Source organism: Algoriphagus sp. (assembly GCF_029254265.1).
Lineage (GTDB): Bacteria > Bacteroidota > Bacteroidia > Cytophagales > Cyclobacteriaceae > Algoriphagus.
Map to the genome: position 1 here is coordinate 1 of NZ_JAQWXX010000116.1, position 17894 is coordinate 17894.

Sequence of the window (17894 nt, forward strand, 5' to 3'; positions counted from 1 at the left end):
TCAAAACCGTTTATTTTGACCTAATTTAGTACCCGTTAAGATCGCAAGAAAGCGATTGTCACTGGCTGTCACTTCTAACTTATTTGGCTACTGGCATCTTTGCGGATATACATATAATTTTTTAATGTTTTTAGCTAGATTAGACCATCCCAAAATCAACCTACTATGAAATTTAAAATTCTTATAATCAGCCTCATGTTAATTTCCCCTTTTACTGGCTCCGCTCAAGAGATAGCCCTGCAGATGTATTCACTTCGAAATGAAATGAAAGTCGATCCAGTAAAATACCTCAAAATGATCCCTGAAATGGGCATTACCAATCTGGAAGGAGGCGGAGGTTATGGTATGTCGGATGCCGAATACCAAAAAATTCTTGCAGATAACAACCTAAAAACCATTGGTGTAGGTGCGGAATACGATGAATTAAGCAAAGACTTGCAACCCATAATCGACAATGCTAAAAAAACTGGTGCCAAATACGTCACCTGCTATTGGATAGCCCATCCAGACGGACCAATTTCTCTAGCCAAAATCAAAGAAGCCACAGCCCTTTTTAACAAAGCCGGGGCTGAACTCCAAAAGGAAGGGATAACCTTACTTTATCATCCACATGGTTATGAATTTGTGAAAGATGAAGGAATGGTACCCATGGATTATATGCTGAAAAACGCCAAGGATTTCGCATTCAACATGGATGTATTTTGGGTGAAAATGGGAGGTGGTGATCCATTGAAAATCATGAAATCCTACCCCGGTAAATTCCCAATGCTGCACCTTAAAGACCGGGCAAAAGGCACTCCTGGCTCAAAAGACGGTCATGGAGATGTGGAAGCAAATGTGGTGCTTGGTACCGGTGATATTGACATTGCCGGACTAATCAGGGAAGCCCAAAAACAAGGGACAGCTTACCTGACTATAGAAGATGAGAGTTCGAGATCCGTTCAGCAAATACCCCAGAGCGTGGCTTTTATTAAGTCAATTTTGAAATAAAGTTTTTGCCAAAAGAATCCACTAGCTCAGAAAGTAAGTATCGACCACAAATGGCCAGCTTTTCATTCTACTTAACTAACCAATTTGTTTGGATTTCTGTCTCCGTAGGGATTGTCTTTTTTCTTGTCGGTAGGCTAATGAAGAACTATCCTCCTCCCGATATTAATGGTTTAGCTGGATATCGTACATCCCGATCCATGAAGAATCAGGAATCCTGGGATTTTGCCCAAGTAGAAGCAGGGAAAAAAATGAGTCGATTTGGGAAAATAGGAATCCTTATTGGACTGATCAGCCTAATGATCCCTTTAAGCGATCCATGGGATTTGTACCTTGGGATGATTTGGGTACTTGTTTCATGTAGTTTATTGATCTATTCCGTAGAAAAATCTTTAAAGCAAAAATTTGGCAAATGAGCGGCTTAAAAAAAAGTATGACCGATTAGAAGCCAAGTTTCCAAACATCCTTTACGGATAATTAGTTAGCTTTCGGACTAATAATTCTAAACTCAAATGAAAAACACCAAAACTTTATTCTTTGCCTTAGCCTTCTTTATGGCTGCAACATTTTCTGCTTTTGCTCAAATCCAAGCTCCAGCTCCAAGCCCGGCAGCTACTGTTTCGCAGGTAGTAGGATTCACCAAAATCAATATTGACTATTCGTCTCCTGCAGTAAAAGGACGTAAGATCTTCGGAGAAATCGAAAAATACGGTGTGACTTGGAGAGCTGGTGCAAACAACCAAACTGTTATTGAGTTCAGCACTCCGGTAAGCGTGGGCGGAAAAAACCTAAGGGCTGGAAAATACTCCATCTTCATGACTCCAATGGAATCAGGTGATTGGATGGTACATTTAAACGGGAAAGCAGCTTCAATTTTCGCTTATATGAAAGATGGTAAAATTGACGAGGAAGCTGTAGCAAAAGATGATGCCGTTGCCTTAAAAGGAATGACCACTCGTGGTGGAAATACAGAAAGATTACAATACCATATTTCTGCTGAAGACAATAAAGTAGCAAAAGTTACTATGGCTTGGGAAGGCGTAATGGTTTCCTTCATGGTAGATACTCAAGTGGAGCAGAAAATGGAAGGCTTCAAAAGCGTATTCTAAAAAATCTGAATTCAGAAATCTAAGATTAAAATACCTGAATCATCTGATTCGGGTATTTTGCTTTAAAACAAACCCCGAATGCCGAAGAGACTACAAACTGAAAAAGAGGAATATTTTAATTCCCTGTCCCATGGAATAGGGTTTTTCTTGGGTCTTATTGGAATTCCTTTTTTCCTTTTCAGAGCAAATAACCTAGGTGATTTTGATTTATTGATCGCCTGCGCTGCCTTTGCTCTGGGAATTTTAATGGTCTATTCGAGTTCGACACTTTATCATCTTTCCAAAGCCGGACATCGAAAAGACCATTTTCAGAAGGCAGATCATATTTCGATTTATTTTCTGATTGCGGGGTCCTATTCTCCTATGATTTTGACTGTATTAGATCGGGAAAAAGCCATTCTGTTTCTCTCTATCCTTTGGGGTTTTGTATTGGTCGGCTCTATTTTCAAATTCTTTTTTGCGGGTAGATTCAAGTTTATTTCTGTCGGACTTTATCTGGCCATGGGATGGATTTCAGTATTTCTGCTCAAAGCCATGTGGGAAAATCTCAGCGGCGAAACGCTTACCTGGATTTTGATTGGAGGATTAAGTTATACGATTGGAGTTTATTTTTATGTGCAAAGCAATAAACTTTACCATCACAGTATTTGGCATGTTTTTGTTCTTTTGGGAACAGTCTCTCATTTTTTTGCAATATGGATGCTGCTCTAAATCCCTTACCGTTTTTAAAATCTATCTACATCTTTCCGGCATCCACATCTTTCAAATACTGAATTAAGCCCGGAAAGAACACTTCAGGATTGTCATATTGGACAACATGACTTCCATCTGGACAGAAAAGGTATCGTGCATTTGGGATTTCAGTTGACATCCATTCCATATACTTGGGATCCATAGTATCATGACCACTTCCGACCACAAGCGTTGGGACTGTGATTTTGGAGATATCCTGACTTCGATCCCAACCTTTCAATGTAGCTCCCGGAGTAATCCCAAATTAGCTATAACCTTGCATGCGTACATAAACATCAGGATTTACATGCTGCATTGTCCTGTTCATGGCTTCCGGCCATTCAGCCAATGGCTTTCGCAAAACATGATATTGATAGTGATGCTCCATCAACAGCTCCGCATACCTTGGGTTATCAAAGTCATTATTTTCTTCGATTTCCATTATTTCCTTAAAAACCTCTGGAGGCATTTGTGGGCCAAGCACTTCTTTGGCATATTTCTCATATTCAGGTAAGCTCGCCATCATGTTTGAAATGATTAAGCCTTTGAGTTTATCCTGATGCTTGAGCGCATATTCCATGGCGAGCATTCCACCCCAAGATTGGCCAAAAAGGTAAAAATTATCTGGGTTCAAGCCTAAAGCAACTCGGACTTGTTCTACTTCGTCCACAAAACGATCGATGGTCCAAAGTGTGCTGTCAGTTGGTTGATCTGAATAATATGACCCCAACTGATCGTAATAGATGTATTCGATCCCTTCTTGAGGTAGGTAGCCGTCAAAACTAGTATAGATCTCATGCGTCATTCCTGGTCCTCCGTGTAGAAGCAAGACTTTAATTTTAGGATTATTCCCAACCCGCTTGGTCCAGACTTTAAATTCGCCACTTGGTGTAGTAATTGGAATCATCCGAACTCCTCCTTGTTGCTTATCAGCTTGGTCTGAAAATTCAAAATAATCATCTGAAACCATTTCGGAGGTCTCGACATCCTTATTTTCACAAGAGATCAATCCAATAAAGATTAACAGAGACAATAAATTAAAATATTTCATAGCGCTTTATTTTTCCCTTTAAAAATAAGGGATAAAAGTAAATAAGGTTTCACCATTAATGGAAATGAAAAGAGACTGGAAAATCTTTTCCCAGTCTCTTTGAAAGAAACAATTGAATTAATTCTTGGCTCTTATTTTTCTACCCAGTCCACTTCAGTATCCTTCCAAGCTCGGTCATTGGCAGAATTGATAACTGCTTCGCAGACTTTCTGAGTTTCAAAAGCATCCCGGAAAGTTGGATGGCAATCCTCCCCTGTCTCAAGGCTATGGAAAAAATCAGCCACCTGATGAATAAATGAATGTTCATACCCGATTGAAGTTCCGGGAATCCACCAGCGATTCATATAAGGGTGATCACCATCTGTCACGTGAATGGAGCGCCAGCCTCTGACAATTCCTTCATCGCTATGATCGAAATATTCCAAGCGAGTCAAATCATGTAGATCCCATCGAATCGAAGCATGCTCTCCGTTGATTTCAAATGTATAAAGCGCTTTATGCCCTCTTGCATATCGAGTGGCTTCAAAGACTCCAAGCGAACCATTATCAAAATGACAATGGAAAATACAAGCATCATCAATTCCTACTTTTTGTTTTTCCCCAGTGTGTGTGTGTACCCGCTCCTTGACAAAAGTCTCAGTCATGGCTGAGACATCTTTGATTCCACCATTGAGCCACATCGCAGTATCTATGCAATGCGCCAATAAATCACCTGTAACGCCCGAGCCTGCGGCTTCCACGTCAAGTCTCCAGAGACCATCGCCACCTTGAGGCAAATCGGGATTGATCGTCCAGTCTTGCAAGAAATTAGCACGGTAATGGAAAATCTTCCCAAGTTTGCCGGAAGCCACGATATTCTTCGCCAAAGTCACCGCCGGAACTCTCCGATAGTTGTACCAAACTGTATTTTTCACTCCTGCTTTCTCCACAGCATCCAGCATTGTCTTTGCCTCGGCTACGGTTCTAGCCAAAGGCTTTTCACATAGAATCATTTTTCCGGCTTCAGCAGCTGCAATTGCGATCTCTGCATGCATATCATTTGGAGTACAGATATCCACCGCATCAATGTCATCTCTAGCGATGAGTTTTTTCCAGTCTGTCTCATACGATGCATAATCCCATTGCTTCATGAATGCTTCAGCTCGCTCTGCTTTTCGCGAACAACAAGCCTGAAGAACAGGCTGATATTCATACTCTGGAAAAAAGTCAGCTAAACGCTTGTAGCCATTTGTATGGATTCGACCCATCAATCCAGTACCGATAAGTCCCACTCGTATTTTTTTCTTATTGCTCATTTTGATTGAATTTTAAAATTTCAAAATTGAAAGATTTGAAAATTGAGTTGAATGCTGGAATCACTTCTTTATTCATCATTCGAAGTTCAACATTCAACATTTGAAGAGTTGGTAGAAAAGACATGAGGTTTAAAAGATATTTCTAGATTCAAGAATTTCGTAAATCGTATTTCAAAAATCTTACATTCCCCTTCACCCCTTCCATCCATGTGCTTCTCTTACTTTGATCATTGTGGCAAGAATATCATTCCAAGTCTGCTGATTTTCCATTACTGAGTTCGGAAACATGCATCCATCCCAACAGATATGCTGCATGGCCTTGGTCAAAACTCCATTTTCATCGCGGAGCCAAAAGCCCGCATCGTGTATAATATCCAAAACTCCATTAGGATCTGTTGCTTGACAATGACGACCTGTTTTATCATGAGAACCTGATCCGAAAACTGACCCGTCATTCTGGGCTACATGAAAGTCAATCGTCCAAGGACGTAGCGCATCCGTTACTGTCTTCAAAGCCGCTTTAACAGCTTCCCGATCATTCAAATCAGCATCGGCTGCTAAGATTCTATGCTCAGGCGCATTGTAACCCAAGGTATATAAAAAGGTGTGGGACATATCTGCCTGAAAACCAATATTTGGACGATCAACCATTTCTAAGGTTTCAACCATATGCTTCCAACTATGCATCGCACCCCAACAAATCTCCCCTTCAGCAGCAAGTTTTTCTCCAAAGCCAGCAGCAACATCACAAGCTTCTTGGAAGGTCTCCACAATTAGCTTGGTATTTCCTTTAGGATCCTTTGCCCAATCAGAAACACCAGCAGCAGAATCAATCCGTACCACACCATAAGGACGAACTCCAAGATCTTTGAGCTTTTGTCCAAATTCACAAGACTTCCGAACCATTTCCACGAAAGTCTTTCGCTGTTCTGCAGTGCCCATTGCTGAACCTGCCCAAATCGGAGCTACCAGCGAACCAACATTCAGATTGTATTTGGAAACCTTATCAGCAAGCTTTTTAGCTTCATCAGGATTGTTTAAGTCAAAGTGAGGTTCGAGCAAACCCACGTCGATTCCGTCAAATTTCACTCCATTCACCTCTGCTTTTGCAGTCATCTCAAGCAGTGAATCAAATGGTATGATAGGCTCAGAATCTGGTCCTTTTCCGACCAATCCCGGCCAAGTGGCGTTGTGTAGTTTTGGGTAATTGTTCATGGTTTTTAGTTGTAAAGTTTAAAGGTTTAAAAGTTGGAAGGTTAGGCCAACTTCATTAATCGGTTCTTAACATGTTGATTTGGTTGGTTCCTAACCACTTCATTATTCACTATTCATCATTCGATATTTCAATTATTCTTACTACTTACTTTTCTATATGCTTCTAAATCAATGATTTAAAATCCAAAAATATCGTATTTCATATATCGTATTTCATAAATCTTAAACCACTTTCAAGTCAGGGTTCTTTGGTCCAAAATGCTTCAGCATCACGATCGGATCAGTCTTTGAATGGTTCGTGATTTTGACTCCGGCTTTCGCAGCAGACTCAGAAACAAAATACTCATCGTGGGTAAGTTGACCAAATCGAATCAATGCAGGAGTCTCAATATCCCAAACACCCATCGTGCCATGACCTTGCATCATGATCATTCCATAGGCAGCAGCATCAGTAATGGTCACTGTTTGTTCTGGGAAAATCGTCAATTCCTTAGCCGAATAATCGTGTGAACGATAGCAAATCCAAGCATCGTGATAGCCTGCAGCATGCATCTTTTCCACAGCCTCCACAGGCTTTGGCTCCATGTAATGGTTGTCCATCAGATTCGGATTAACATTCAAATCCCAATCGATCATTTCCACTAAGAGATCATGATCACCCCAGCGGTCCTTCGGAGTAGCATTCCAAAGCAATTCATCCGAAATAATAGCCTCATTCACTAGGGATTGATACATCGCGAAAATATCGGAAGCCTTTTGTGGCTCGTAGGTACAGAGCGAACCCGGTGCATGCAACATTCCAGGAGGCACATCCCAACCAGTTCCCGGCTGAAGTTTGAAAGCTTGGGAATAGTTCGTGATTTTATTGTCTCCCTTATTAAAGTTTTTCAAGCATTCCAGAATGGTTTCCTTGCTCGTTCCAGGAGCGATTCCAAAGAAAGTGTAAGGAAAATCTCCTCCATGATTATTTACTTGAGGCGGAAAATAATAGGCTTCGGGTTTGCCGTTTTGCCCGGTCAGTTTTCCAAATTCATCACTTGGGTGAATGTGATGTGGAAGTGGGCCCATATTGTCAAAAAACTTGGAGTACATCGGCCAGGATTTATGCGCATTCCAAAGTCGATCTCCGATAATCTGAGCGCTCAATTCATCTATCGCATCTTTGAGTAGGAAAAGCTCAGTTTTACCTCCTTCTTCAAAAGCTATATGGCTAAGGCCCTCATTTTTGGAAGTCAGGGGGCCATTTTGAGCTGGAGTAGTCGAAGAAAACCAGCGTTCGTCGATTCCTCCGCGGTTGCCACCGAGACTATAATAATCATCCGGATGAAGTTTGATTCTACGACCGGGAACACAAAATGATCTTGGCACCCATGTAGGGGTTAATCTTAAAATTCCTTCCCCTTGTTCAAGGGCTTTTTTTGCTAAACTCATTTTTATATATGATTTATGATGTCAGATTTATGATTTAATACTGAAGTGAATTATTTGGAAAGTAGTAGAATGGCTTCTGTAACCATTTTAAATTCTTCATTTTACATTTTAAATTCTTTGGCTTTTTCTCCGGTGAGAACTTCCAACTTCAACTCGTATTCTCGTTTTTCTCCTGGTTCTAAATAAATCAAAGTACCATTTTCTTTTGCTGCTACTTGCCCAATTGGTGGATTGGTAGCCGGTTCCAAAGCAGTGACGTATTCGTTTTTACCCCAATGCTGCCAATTGATCAACCATGGGAATTGCATTTTGTAAAATGAAATTTTAAAGGCCAGTTCCAATTCATTATTAGCGTAGCCGCAAACCACTTGGTTATTAGCATCAGCTTTTGGAAGAATAAAAGCCACATCTTCCCCAAATCCTGCATGCTCATCCATAGGAGCTGCGCAGCGTGTAAATTCAAATTTCTTGTTGAAATCGGTATTATTTGCATCAGTGGCTTTTGCCTGTTTTTCTCCTTGCCAGATGATCCGTGTACCTTCATCGATCAGTGGCCAGCCGCAATTGATATGGTACAAAAGCATATGAGGCGTTCGAGTATTTCCACGATTTACGACCACATCTTTGATATGAATCTCCGGCGAGCCTAAGCTTCCAGAAATACTTCGAGTAAGTTCTAAGCTAGGTCCAAAAGTGGTAGTTTCCCGAATTTTCCCTACGATTTCAAAAGTCAAATCTTCTGAAAAAATATCTGGCTGACGAATAGAGATCAACTCAGCTGGGGAATTTGAATAGCGACCATGAAGACCTCTACTACCAGTTTCGTCTTCGTTTGGAGGTCCCATTGAAGACAGCCCACAAGTAGTGAGCAGCCCCCCTGCAAAGGTTCGAAGCCAATCAATTCCCTGATTAGAAAAAGGCTGCGGAGCCGTGATGCCAGCATGTGAAATCCAAGCAAGGCTATTTTCATTGAAAAGCGCATCTACGATATCCATTCCTCGATCCAAGACCACTTTGTAGCGCAACCCTGTACCAGTATTTACCCAAGCGATTCGGGTTCCTTTTCCAGGACCATTGTCTAGAATTGAAGTTTCAATTCCTCCGATTTGCTGCGTATTCGAAAGCTTATGTTTCCAGCTGCCTAGATTTTTTGGATTCATTTTGGGTTTTTGTAGGGATTCAATCTATAAAAAAGCGGCTCAGACACTATCCTGCGCTATAAGGTAGATCAAGACATTTGAATTTAAGTTAGAAAAAATGAGGCAAGAAAAACTGCCATTAATCAAAAAAAAAGGATCCATTCCGAAAAATGAATCCTTAAACCCGAAATATTCATTAGAAATTCTATTACAGCTTTAAATCACTTGAAATCAGTCGCTCCGCTTCTTTTCCTTTCTCACCATAGCGGTGCTATGCTTTCGAAATGAAACTTCCTGATTTATTGCGATTTAAATCTTCACCACGAATTCTAATGCATAATCCGGGTTAAACCCAATCAGAGTTTCTTTAACATCAGTTTGCGGTATTCCACCTTCATGGGTGGACCTACATGGACCTGCACACCTAGCAGACCGGACATCATCCGGTTTTTGGCATCTTCATCGTGAACTTCACTCATCAGAATTCCATTTACAAAGTGCTGCATGACATTTCCTTTCACGATGAGGTGAATCTCATTCCAATCTTCTTTCTTGATTTTCGCTCCTAATTCGGCTCGATCACCAAGTTCACTTTCTAAATTCAATCCTTTCCAGGCATTTCGCTCAACAAAATCGCGGAGATTAGTGATGTCATCAGGCTGAGAAGTAATTCGAGTTTTCTGTCCTCGATAGGCTAAAGTAGCCCGCTTTCGCTCTTCATAGTTCTGACCAGTATAGTTGACTTTACCATCTATATCTGCCTGATAGCCTCTTAGGGCAAAAGGAACTTCCTCCACACGATCGCTTCGATAGTTAATACCAGAATTTCCTGATTCGGAAATTCGAAATTCTGCTTTCAATTCAAAATCAGCAACCTCTCCTTCCCATATCAGGAAAGTATTTGCTTTCAATAATGTCTCAGGGGTAATAGTACCTACAATTGCACCATCGCTTACTGTCCAGTACGTTGGATCTCCTGTCCAGCCTTTCAAAGTTTTACCATCAAAGATGGATTTAAACCCATTCTGCATAGGTTCAAAAGCAGATTCGATTGGCTCAACCTGTGAACTTTCAAACGGCTGAAAAACTGAATCAATTCCATAATACCCCAAAAGCATCAGCAGCAAAGCACCTTCAAGCATCAAATATTTAGTGAATAGTTTGCCCATCATTTCATTGCAGTTGCTTTATTCTGATAGACTTCATGATTTTCATTTCCACCTGAGATCAGGTAAGCCATCAAATCCTTCAATTCTTCTTCATTCAATCGGTTAATAATACCCGGCAGCATCGTTGAAACCTCCGAAACTTTCTTGCTTTTCACTTCCGCTTTCGCTACAGTTCGGATTACATCCGGCGCAAAAGGGTTTTGAGACACGTAGTAATTTGCATCATCTTCATTGGTCAATCGGCCTACTACAGATCCTCCAGCTTTTAGTTCCAATATGGTAGCTTCGTATTGCTCGGAAATCTCATCACTTGGATTGATAGTAGCATTTAAAATATCCTTTGCAGAGAATCTTGTTCCCAACTGACTAAGGTCTGGACCAATTATTCCTCCTTCACCTTTCATCGTATGACAAGATTGACAAAGGGTAGCCACATACATTGCCTTTCCCTTTACCAGATCTCTACCACTCAGATTTTCTACTAAAGGCAAGGCTTCCTCTACAGTCCATCTTCGCCCAGGTCCTTCGGGCTGAATAGTAGTTTCAGCCAAATCATTACCACTGCTTGTCAGCATAGCCGCTCCCGAAAGCTCATTGTATTTATCAAAATCTGCTTTGGCCACATGGGTCAAGGCCATCTTTCTCGCTCTATCAATAAACCCAACATAGCTTCGACCACCCTTATATTTGAAGGCATTCTGAATCCAAGTAAAGTATTCATCATGCAACTTGGGGGTCCAGCCAGCCTCTGCTCCTCCCAAAACTACCGCCAAATAAGTCTGTTGAGCAGGCGGTACATTGGCTAGCATATTAGCAATATCTAATCCGTATTGAGGATTTCTCATAATCAGATCAGAGGAAGATGTAAATGTCTTCTGGTAATCGGGATCATCCTTTGCGTTTTCGAGTAATGCCAAAGTTTTCTCCACCGCATCAGGCGCATCCAAATGGACCAATAATTTGCTCAGCTCACGGTCTAGATTATTATTGTTAGCAGGGAAATTTCCATCCAAATAAGCAACCAACTGATCCTTTACATTTTTTGCTGGATCACCCTGCCGATATAGGATTAATTCAAAAGCCCGGAGTAAATCTTGTTTTTCTTTTTCGTTAAGTTTCGAATAATCAATCCCCATTAATACCTGAATCATTGGCGTTCCGGCACCTTTTTCACTGTGTCTTGCCAATGCAATCATAGCTTGAGTCAGTTTCACAGGGTTCTGCTCCTCTAGCGCTTTGACTTTCCAAGAATCAATTGGCTGATGCTCCAAGGCAATTCGGGCTGCATACTGCACAAAGCGATCTGCATGATCCAAATTTGCCCAGGCTTTTTCCAAACCTTCTGAAGAAGCTCCCACTTTATGGAATTCTTCAAGTTCTCTTCTCAACTTATTCTCTGCAGGAAGATCAGCAACTTGAAGTGGCTTGATATCTTTTTCAAGGTCACCATCATAATAAACTCGGTAAAGATCTGATTCCAGTCTTCTTCCACCGGTCATAAAATACATCGCCCCGTCTGGACCAATAATACCATCTGTTAAGGGTAGTGGAGAACCTGAAATAAATTCTTCTGCTTTTGCCTCATAAGTGGCACCTTTTGGCGTAAGTTCAAATGCATAGATGATTCCAAAACTCCAATCAAAAGCGTAGAGTGCCTTTTGATATTTCTCTGGGAAATTTGCACCAGTTCCAAACATCACATTGGTAGGAGAACCCTGTCCAATATTCAGTGTCGCTGGAAGATTATCTGGATAAAGCGGAGACCATTTTTGATTACCAGTTCTCCAACCATATTCTGATCCACTCGTCACATGACAGATTCGAGTTGGTCGATACCAAGGCATTCCAAAGTCCCATTCCATGTCCGAATCATAGGTGAAAAGATCTCCTGCTTCATTGAATGCAATATCAAATGGATTTCTATAGCCCGCAGAGATCAATTCAAAGTACGATCCATCAGGAGCAAAATTTGCAACCCAGCCTCCTGGAGCCATTCTAGAATTCGCATGTCCTCTAGGATCTTTGATCTCCGGAAATAAATTGTCCTCATTCCAAACTCGAGGAAGTCGGTAAGCATCCATTTCGGGCACGTCTACGTGATTCCCCGCCACCATGTATAGCGAATTCCCATCAGGGGAAAGCTTGATACTATGCGGACCATGCTCTCCAGGCTGACCCGTAAAAAGTTTAATTGTTGTTACGGTTTCAAACTGGTCATCACCATCCAAATCCTGAATTCGATAGAGCCCTGTACTTTCTTTAAATGTTTCATTTCCATTATGATTAACCATCACATAGATACTATTGAAGGCATATAGTAAGCCTTGCGCATAGCCCATCCCTACTTGAGGTTCGGCGACATTCCCGATGATCAGCTTTTCGATTTTGGGAGCCAAAGAATCCGATCCAATCTCAGGAATCTCTAATCGATAAAGAAAACCATATTGATCTGCTGTAATCAGCCGGTTTTTATCATCAAAGGTCATGGCTACCCATGAGCCCTGATCTAAATCACCTGGGCTATAAATGTGCTCCGCTTTAAACCCTTCTGGGAGTTTGAGTTTCGCTACTTTCGGATCAAGAGGGGCAGCTTCTTCTTTTTTAGCGCAGGAAACTGCAACTGAGAGCACCACCAAACTCAGCAAGAATGTTTTTAGGAAAGAGTTTAAGGTCATATACTTTTGGGTTATTTGATTTCAGAAAAGGGGTTTACTGATCAGAATTTAAATGATAATCATGTATCGTTGAAGCTATTTACTTTTTATGAAATTAAAAACTGTCCTGCCATCTCATGCTTTAAAAAAAGTAGCCCAACCTTTTCGAAGTATTCCTTCCGAAAAAAGCTGGGCTGTACTCTGTTTATGAAAAAAAATTAGAAATAAGGACTCAAATCAGATTCAACCGCCGGATAGGCATAGAATTTCTTGATATTTGTGAATGCATTGCTTCTAGGCACGGCACCTGCGATCGGTGGGTAATAATAAGCCAATGGGTTTGCTATCACTCGCTGACCATAAGGAACGATTATCTCTTGAATTCGATCCGTACGCTGGATATCAAACCAGCGCTTGTTTTCAAAAGCAAGCTCTACTCGTCTCTCCTTAAAGATGGCTTCACGAACATCAACTTGCCCTGCGGCAGTGGTATTTTCTAAACCCGCACGTTGTCTCACTTGATTTAAGTAACCAACGGCTTCTCCAGTTTTTCCTTGCTCATTCAAAACTTCAGCCATAAATAATAACACTTCAGCATAGCGGTACACTACCCAGTTTGTCCCGTGATTATTATGCTGAGAGTGAAATTTCGCATGTTTTTTAATGTAAGGATAGTTCTTATCGTCTCTGAAGCTACCTGCTAGAAAAACATTCCCAATTGAGGCATCCTTTCTCAAATCTCCTGGCTCATAGGCTGCAATAATATCTGGCGTAGGAATGTTGTTACCTTCTCCATCGATATTTTGCGGATTATTCGTTCCCATGATCGGCTGAAGCTCCGCTGCGCTGATTGGTCTTGGCATAAATTGGTAGATAAAGTTTCCCTGCAAGCCAGCGGCTCCTTCTAAGAACTGAACTTCAAATACCGATTCTGAATTATTCTTATTTGAAGAATTTCCAGGAAAAGCCATTTCATAGCTTGCCATCATTTGATAGCCATGAGTCAACACGGGTGCTAGAATTTGCTCCGCTTCAGTCCACTTCTTCTGATTCATGAAAACATTTGCCAATAAGGTTCTAGCTGCACCTTCAGTCACTCGACCGGGAGTCTGTTGTGCTTTTTTTGGCAAAAGAGGAACTGCTGCCTGCAAGTCTGCAATGATTTGATTATAGACTTCCGCCTCAGTAGCTAAAGGCAATGCGGCCTCTTCTCTAGCCGCTACAGGAGTCAATTGAAGTGGAACACTTCCAAAATATCGAGCTAGCTCAAAATAGGCATAGGCCCTCAGGAACAACGCTTGACCTTTTACATTGGCTTTGGCTGCCGCATCAAAATCTACATCATCAATCAAGGATAATATTTGATTGGTTCTTGCAATAATCAAGTAATCCTGCCTCCATTGATTTAATACGTGAACATTGGCTGTCGTACCATTGGATTCAGGAACCGAGAAATCTGCCAAATCTTCTTGATTATCAGTTGCCCCGAAAAGAACATTTCGGGCATAATACGTATTATCTGAGTGCATTTCTGAAAGCAACCAAGCACGATCATTGATAATAGTACGCAATGGAACATAAGCAGCATTTACTGCCTGCTCAAAATCAGTTTGATTTTTGAAAAAGGTAGCCGAACTCAATTGAGTTTCCGGTACTACCGTAAGAAAGTCTTCACAGCCACTTAGCGCAAAAGCAGTCACTAAAATGGCTAGGATATATTTTTTCATATTTTTTCGAATTGTAAGTGAATAAATAAGGTGAAACCTCCCAGGTTAGAATGTTACGTTAACACCGAAAGTAATTGTACGAGGAACTGGATAACCCGCCAAATCTACCCCTGGACTTAGGTTACCACCATCTCCTGCACCATTATTCTGCATACTAACTTCTGGATTTGATCCACCCCAATAGTCAGTAAATACCCACACATTCTGAGCTGAACCATAAACTCTAGCAGATTTGATTGCCTTCGGTAAATTTTTGAAGGTATATCCTACGGTAATATTTCGAATCGTGAAATAGGATGCATCCCACACAAAATTGCTATTTGGCCAGTCACGCTCAATTCCTGTGACGTTTCCGCCACCAACTGTGGTTCCAAAAATCCCAGCACCTGGATTCTCTGGCGATCTAAAACGATCAGCCACTCTAGCAACCATATTGAATACACCGTCCAAATTTGCAGTTGAGAATAAGTGCCTCATGTAAAGCTCGTTACCCTGAGACCCTGATGCAGTAATACTTGCATCCCAATTTTTCCAAGCGAAGTTATTGATGATTCCGTAAGTGAAGTCCGGAAATGGATTACCTATGATTGTTCGATCATCATTATCTCCACCAAACGTAATTCTACCATCCCCATTGACATCCTGTAGCTTGATACTTCCTACGGTAGATCTTCCAGGGATCACGGGAGAATTTGCAAGGTCTTCTGCATTCGCATAATTGCCTAATTTATTTAATCCATAAAATTGGCCAAATGGCTTACCTACTTGAGTGATATGCCAACTTCCATAGACACGATCTATTCCGTCAGCGAGCTCCAATACTTCATTTCGGTTAAAAGAAATATTTGCATTGGTGGTCCATCTGAATGATCCCGTAGTATTCACAGAAGTAAGTGAAAACTCATGTCCCCAAAACTTAATCTCTCCGATATTATCATTGAAATTGGTAAATCCGGATTCCTGAGGAATCTGCACGGCGTAAAGTAAGTTCGTGGTGTTTTTGGTATAAAAGTCATACACAAAACTGATTCGATCATCCCATAAACCTAAGTCAAAACCCAAGTCAAATTGAGCGGTGGTTTCCCATCCTAAATTCGAATTATTTAATGAAGTCACTCCAGCTCCCGGCACTACCGTATTTCCAAAAACAGCATTGATGGTATTGTTTACCAAGGCGTATTGGGTATAATTTCCAATGTTATTATTTCCTGTTACACCATAGCTAGCTCTAAGTTTGGTGAAAGAAACTGTTGAGCTACTGTTTAGAAAACCTTCATCAGAAAGCACCCATCCCACAGAAGTGGAAGGGAAAATACCCCAACGATTATCTGCTCCAAATCGAGATGAACCATCTCCTCTTATTGAAGCTGTAAATAAATACTTACTCTTATAATTGTATGTCAATCTGGAGAATACAGAGGTAAGTGACCATTCTTGTACCGCAGATTGTGTTCCATTTCGATTGATGTTAATAGCTCCCTGAATGGTAGGAAGTCGATCGTCAGCATATGTATCTGCCTGAATTCTGGTACGGTCACTGCGGAATCGTTGATTAGAAAAACCGAGCAACGCTTCAAAATTATGGTCTCCTATACTTTTTCCATATGTTGCAATATTTTCATTCAACCAAGATAAATCCTGAAATTCATCCCGTATTGAAACAGCAACTGTTGGAAGGGCAACATTAATCCGATTCGTGGCTGTGGATGGATTGAAGAAAAAGAAATTAGAATTTCTCAATTCCGCATTAAATGTCGACTTGAGAGAAAGTCCCTTGATTGGCTTCCATTCCACATAGGTATTCGCCAAAACATTTAAGACTTTGGTTTCATTCGTGATTTCCTCAGCAGACCTCAACCAGTTTGGATAAGCGAAGATATTTCCAGTATTCGCAGGGAATCTATTGAACGATGTCAATTCGCCATTCTCCTCATAAATCGGCATCACCGGCCAAGTATGAAGGGCATTGAATAAAATACCTGTACCTCGTGATCCGTCAGTTTGCGGAGTATTATCTACTACGTAGCTTGGCGCTACATTGACCCCAATATTTACTTTGTCTGAGACTGCATAATCGGTGTTCATTCGAAGAGAAAATCGTTCGTAGTCTGTATTTCGGACTACCCCTTTTTGATCAAAAAATCCTGCGATGATTGCTGTATTGACACGCTCCTTATTGGACGTGACCGTTAAATTGTAAGAAGTAATCGGAGCAGTTTCTAACATTGCACCGTACCAATCATTGTCTTGATCTCGAAAATCAGCAGGATTCTGGAAAATCTCAGGAACTGCTTGACCTGCGTCTGTGTAATATTCTTTCTTGAACTGCGCAAATTCCTCTGCGTTCAACATTTCCAATCTTCCTTTTTGAGGAACTGTCTGCCAACCTGTAAAAACGTTCAGATTAACATTCGTTTGACCTTTACTACCTTTTTTGGTAGTGATCAATACGACCCCGTTTGCAGCTCTTGAACCGTAAAGCGAAGTAGAAGCCGCATCTTTTAGAACAGTAATTTCCTGAATTTCATCAGGGTTAATTGCGTTGATATCTCCTGTGATTGGAAATCCATCCACCACGTAAAGTGGAGCGCTTCCACCAGAAACAGAAAGCTGACCCCGGATTCGAACATTCATTCCTTGACCTGGCTTTCCGGTAGTTTGATTAATCTGAACACCAGCAAGACGACCTTGAAGTTTTTGAGCAACCGAAGAAACTGGCAAATCAGCAAGTTCTTTTGCACCTACAGACTGGATTGCGCCGGTTACCTCTTTTTTAATCTGGCTACCGTATCCTACTACCACTACTTCAGATAAATCCGACATGGATGTTTGGAGTGAAATATCATAACTCGTCTGGCCATTTTGAACTATAACTTCTCTCGCAGTATACCCGATAAAGCTTACAACCAAAATGTCACCGGGGGAAGCTTGAATGCTGAAAACTCCATCAAGATCAGTCACGGTACCTACTTGAGTACCTTTGATAATAATGGTTGCCCCTGGTACAGGCTCTCCTGTCTCATCTTTTATCGTCCCAGTAATATTTGCAGACTGTGCAAATACTAAAGGGGCGGTAAATAGGATTATTAGTAACATCCCAAGCAACCGGGCAATTACTGTAGTTTGAAAATGTTTTTTCATAAGATTGGGTTTATGTTAATAGCAATATTACTTTCTCCAAGTACCTGATTAACAACCCAGATTCTATCCTGCACAATCCTGTATTTCAGTGGTTTATAAAAAAATATAAATGAAAAATTCACAGGATAGAACAGGATGGTATTCCCCATGATTTATATATTTATAATATAAATAGGTGTGCTTACAAAAAAGTGATCATTAAGACTTGTTCACACTTTTAAAAAAAAACTATCAAATATTATTT

At 40.9% G+C, this 17894-nt stretch carries 14 protein-coding genes; 4 read left to right on the forward strand and 10 right to left on the reverse strand.

What is annotated here, in order from left to right:
- Nucleotides 1-165 precede the first annotated feature (165 nt).
- The 4 genes from P8O16_RS17890 (at nt 166) to P8O16_RS17905 (ending at nt 2807) form a co-directional block, all read left to right on the forward strand.
- Entirely contained in the window at nt 166-990 is an 825-nt protein-coding gene (locus P8O16_RS17890; RefSeq protein WP_300316950.1) for a sugar phosphate isomerase/epimerase, read from the forward strand.
- A gap of 137 nt (nt 991-1127) precedes the next feature.
- Nucleotides 1128-1403, forward strand: a complete 276-nt coding sequence (locus P8O16_RS17895) for an SdpI family protein (RefSeq protein WP_300316952.1) — start codon at nt 1128-1130, stop codon at nt 1401-1403.
- A 96-nt stretch (nt 1404-1499) separates the two neighbouring features.
- Complete coding sequence (locus tag P8O16_RS17900) at nt 1500-2096, forward strand: DUF2911 domain-containing protein (protein ID WP_300316954.1); 597 nt, start codon at nt 1500-1502, stop codon at nt 2094-2096.
- 78 nt (nt 2097-2174) lie between these two features.
- Nucleotides 2175-2807 carry a hemolysin III family protein gene (locus P8O16_RS17905; protein ID WP_300316957.1) on the forward strand — a complete coding sequence of 211 codons (633 nt, stop codon included), beginning with the start codon at nt 2175-2177 and terminating at the stop codon, nt 2805-2807.
- Nucleotides 2808-2832: 25 nt separating this feature from the next.
- Here the strand turns inward: P8O16_RS17905 and P8O16_RS20565 are convergent, their stop codons facing one another.
- The 10 genes from P8O16_RS20565 to P8O16_RS17950 all read right to left on the reverse strand — a co-directional run bounded on the left by P8O16_RS20565 (nt 2833) and on the right by P8O16_RS17950 (nt 17605).
- Nucleotides 2833-3069: a hypothetical protein gene (locus P8O16_RS20565; RefSeq protein ID WP_367182835.1), complete on the reverse strand. Its 237-nt coding sequence runs from the start codon at nt 3067-3069 to the stop codon at nt 2833-2835.
- A 24-nt stretch (nt 3070-3093) separates the two neighbouring features.
- Nucleotides 3094-3879, reverse strand: a complete 786-nt coding sequence (locus P8O16_RS17910; protein WP_367182836.1) for a proline iminopeptidase-family hydrolase — start codon at nt 3877-3879, stop codon at nt 3094-3096.
- A gap of 131 nt (nt 3880-4010) precedes the next feature.
- Entirely contained in the window at nt 4011-5174 is a 1164-nt protein-coding gene (locus tag P8O16_RS17915) for a Gfo/Idh/MocA family oxidoreductase (RefSeq protein WP_300316959.1), read from the reverse strand.
- 192 nt (nt 5175-5366) lie between these two features.
- The gene (locus P8O16_RS17920) at nt 5367-6389 is read right to left on the reverse strand and encodes a TIM barrel protein (RefSeq protein WP_300316961.1); all 1023 of its coding nucleotides are present in this window, start codon (nt 6387-6389) and stop codon (nt 5367-5369) included.
- A 222-nt stretch (nt 6390-6611) separates the two neighbouring features.
- On the reverse strand, nt 6612-7820 hold the full coding sequence (locus tag P8O16_RS17925; RefSeq protein WP_300316964.1) for a hypothetical protein: 1209 nt from the start codon (nt 7818-7820) through the stop codon (nt 6612-6614).
- 101 nt (nt 7821-7921) lie between these two features.
- The gene (locus P8O16_RS17930; RefSeq protein ID WP_300316966.1) at nt 7922-8980 is read right to left on the reverse strand and encodes an aldose 1-epimerase family protein; all 1059 of its coding nucleotides are present in this window, start codon (nt 8978-8980) and stop codon (nt 7922-7924) included.
- 335 nt (nt 8981-9315) lie between these two features.
- Nucleotides 9316-9990 (reverse strand): DUF1080 domain-containing protein, encoded by a 675-nt coding sequence (locus P8O16_RS17935; protein WP_300317011.1) that lies wholly within the window; start codon nt 9988-9990, stop codon nt 9316-9318.
- A 137-nt stretch (nt 9991-10127) separates the two neighbouring features.
- Nucleotides 10128-12803 carry a c-type cytochrome gene (locus tag P8O16_RS17940; protein WP_300316968.1) on the reverse strand — a complete coding sequence of 892 codons (2676 nt, stop codon included), beginning with the start codon at nt 12801-12803 and terminating at the stop codon, nt 10128-10130.
- A gap of 197 nt (nt 12804-13000) precedes the next feature.
- Nucleotides 13001-14509 (reverse strand): RagB/SusD family nutrient uptake outer membrane protein, encoded by a 1509-nt coding sequence (locus tag P8O16_RS17945; RefSeq protein ID WP_300316969.1) that lies wholly within the window; start codon nt 14507-14509, stop codon nt 13001-13003.
- Nucleotides 14510-14554: 45 nt separating this feature from the next.
- Nucleotides 14555-17605 carry a TonB-dependent receptor gene (locus P8O16_RS17950; protein ID WP_300317014.1) on the reverse strand — a complete coding sequence of 1017 codons (3051 nt, stop codon included), beginning with the start codon at nt 17603-17605 and terminating at the stop codon, nt 14555-14557.
- Nucleotides 17606-17894 lie beyond the last annotated feature (289 nt).

Excerpts from the sequence above, each read along its gene's own strand:
- P8O16_RS17925 (WP_300316964.1), bottom strand. The coding sequence starts at position 7,820 with ATGAGTTTAGCAAAAAAAGCCCTTGAACAAGGGGAAGGAATTTTAAGA.
- P8O16_RS17890 (WP_300316950.1), top strand. The coding sequence starts at position 166 with ATGAAATTTAAAATTCTTATAATCAGCCTCATGTTAATTTCCCCTTTT.
- P8O16_RS17910 (WP_367182836.1), bottom strand. The coding sequence starts at position 3,879 with ATGAAATATTTTAATTTATTGTCTCTGTTAATCTTTATTGGATTGATC.
- P8O16_RS17915 (WP_300316959.1), bottom strand. The coding sequence starts at position 5,174 with ATGAGCAATAAGAAAAAAATACGAGTGGGACTTATCGGTACTGGATTG.
- P8O16_RS17950 (WP_300317014.1), bottom strand. The coding sequence starts at position 17,605 with ATGTTACTAATAATCCTATTTACCGCCCCTTTAGTATTTGCACAGTCT.
- P8O16_RS17935 (WP_300317011.1), bottom strand. The coding sequence starts at position 9,990 with ATGCAGAATGGGTTTAAATCCATCTTTGATGGTAAAACTTTGAAAGGC.
- P8O16_RS17905 (WP_300316957.1), top strand. The coding sequence starts at position 2,175 with ATGCCGAAGAGACTACAAACTGAAAAAGAGGAATATTTTAATTCCCTG.
- P8O16_RS17895 (WP_300316952.1), top strand. The coding sequence starts at position 1,128 with ATGAAGAACTATCCTCCTCCCGATATTAATGGTTTAGCTGGATATCGT.
- P8O16_RS17900 (WP_300316954.1), top strand. The coding sequence starts at position 1,500 with ATGAAAAACACCAAAACTTTATTCTTTGCCTTAGCCTTCTTTATGGCT.
- P8O16_RS17920 (WP_300316961.1), bottom strand. The coding sequence starts at position 6,389 with ATGAACAATTACCCAAAACTACACAACGCCACTTGGCCGGGATTGGTC.
- P8O16_RS17930 (WP_300316966.1), bottom strand. The coding sequence starts at position 8,980 with ATGAATCCAAAAAATCTAGGCAGCTGGAAACATAAGCTTTCGAATACG.
- P8O16_RS17945 (WP_300316969.1), bottom strand. The coding sequence starts at position 14,509 with ATGAAAAAATATATCCTAGCCATTTTAGTGACTGCTTTTGCGCTAAGT.
- P8O16_RS17940 (WP_300316968.1), bottom strand. The coding sequence starts at position 12,803 with ATGACCTTAAACTCTTTCCTAAAAACATTCTTGCTGAGTTTGGTGGTG.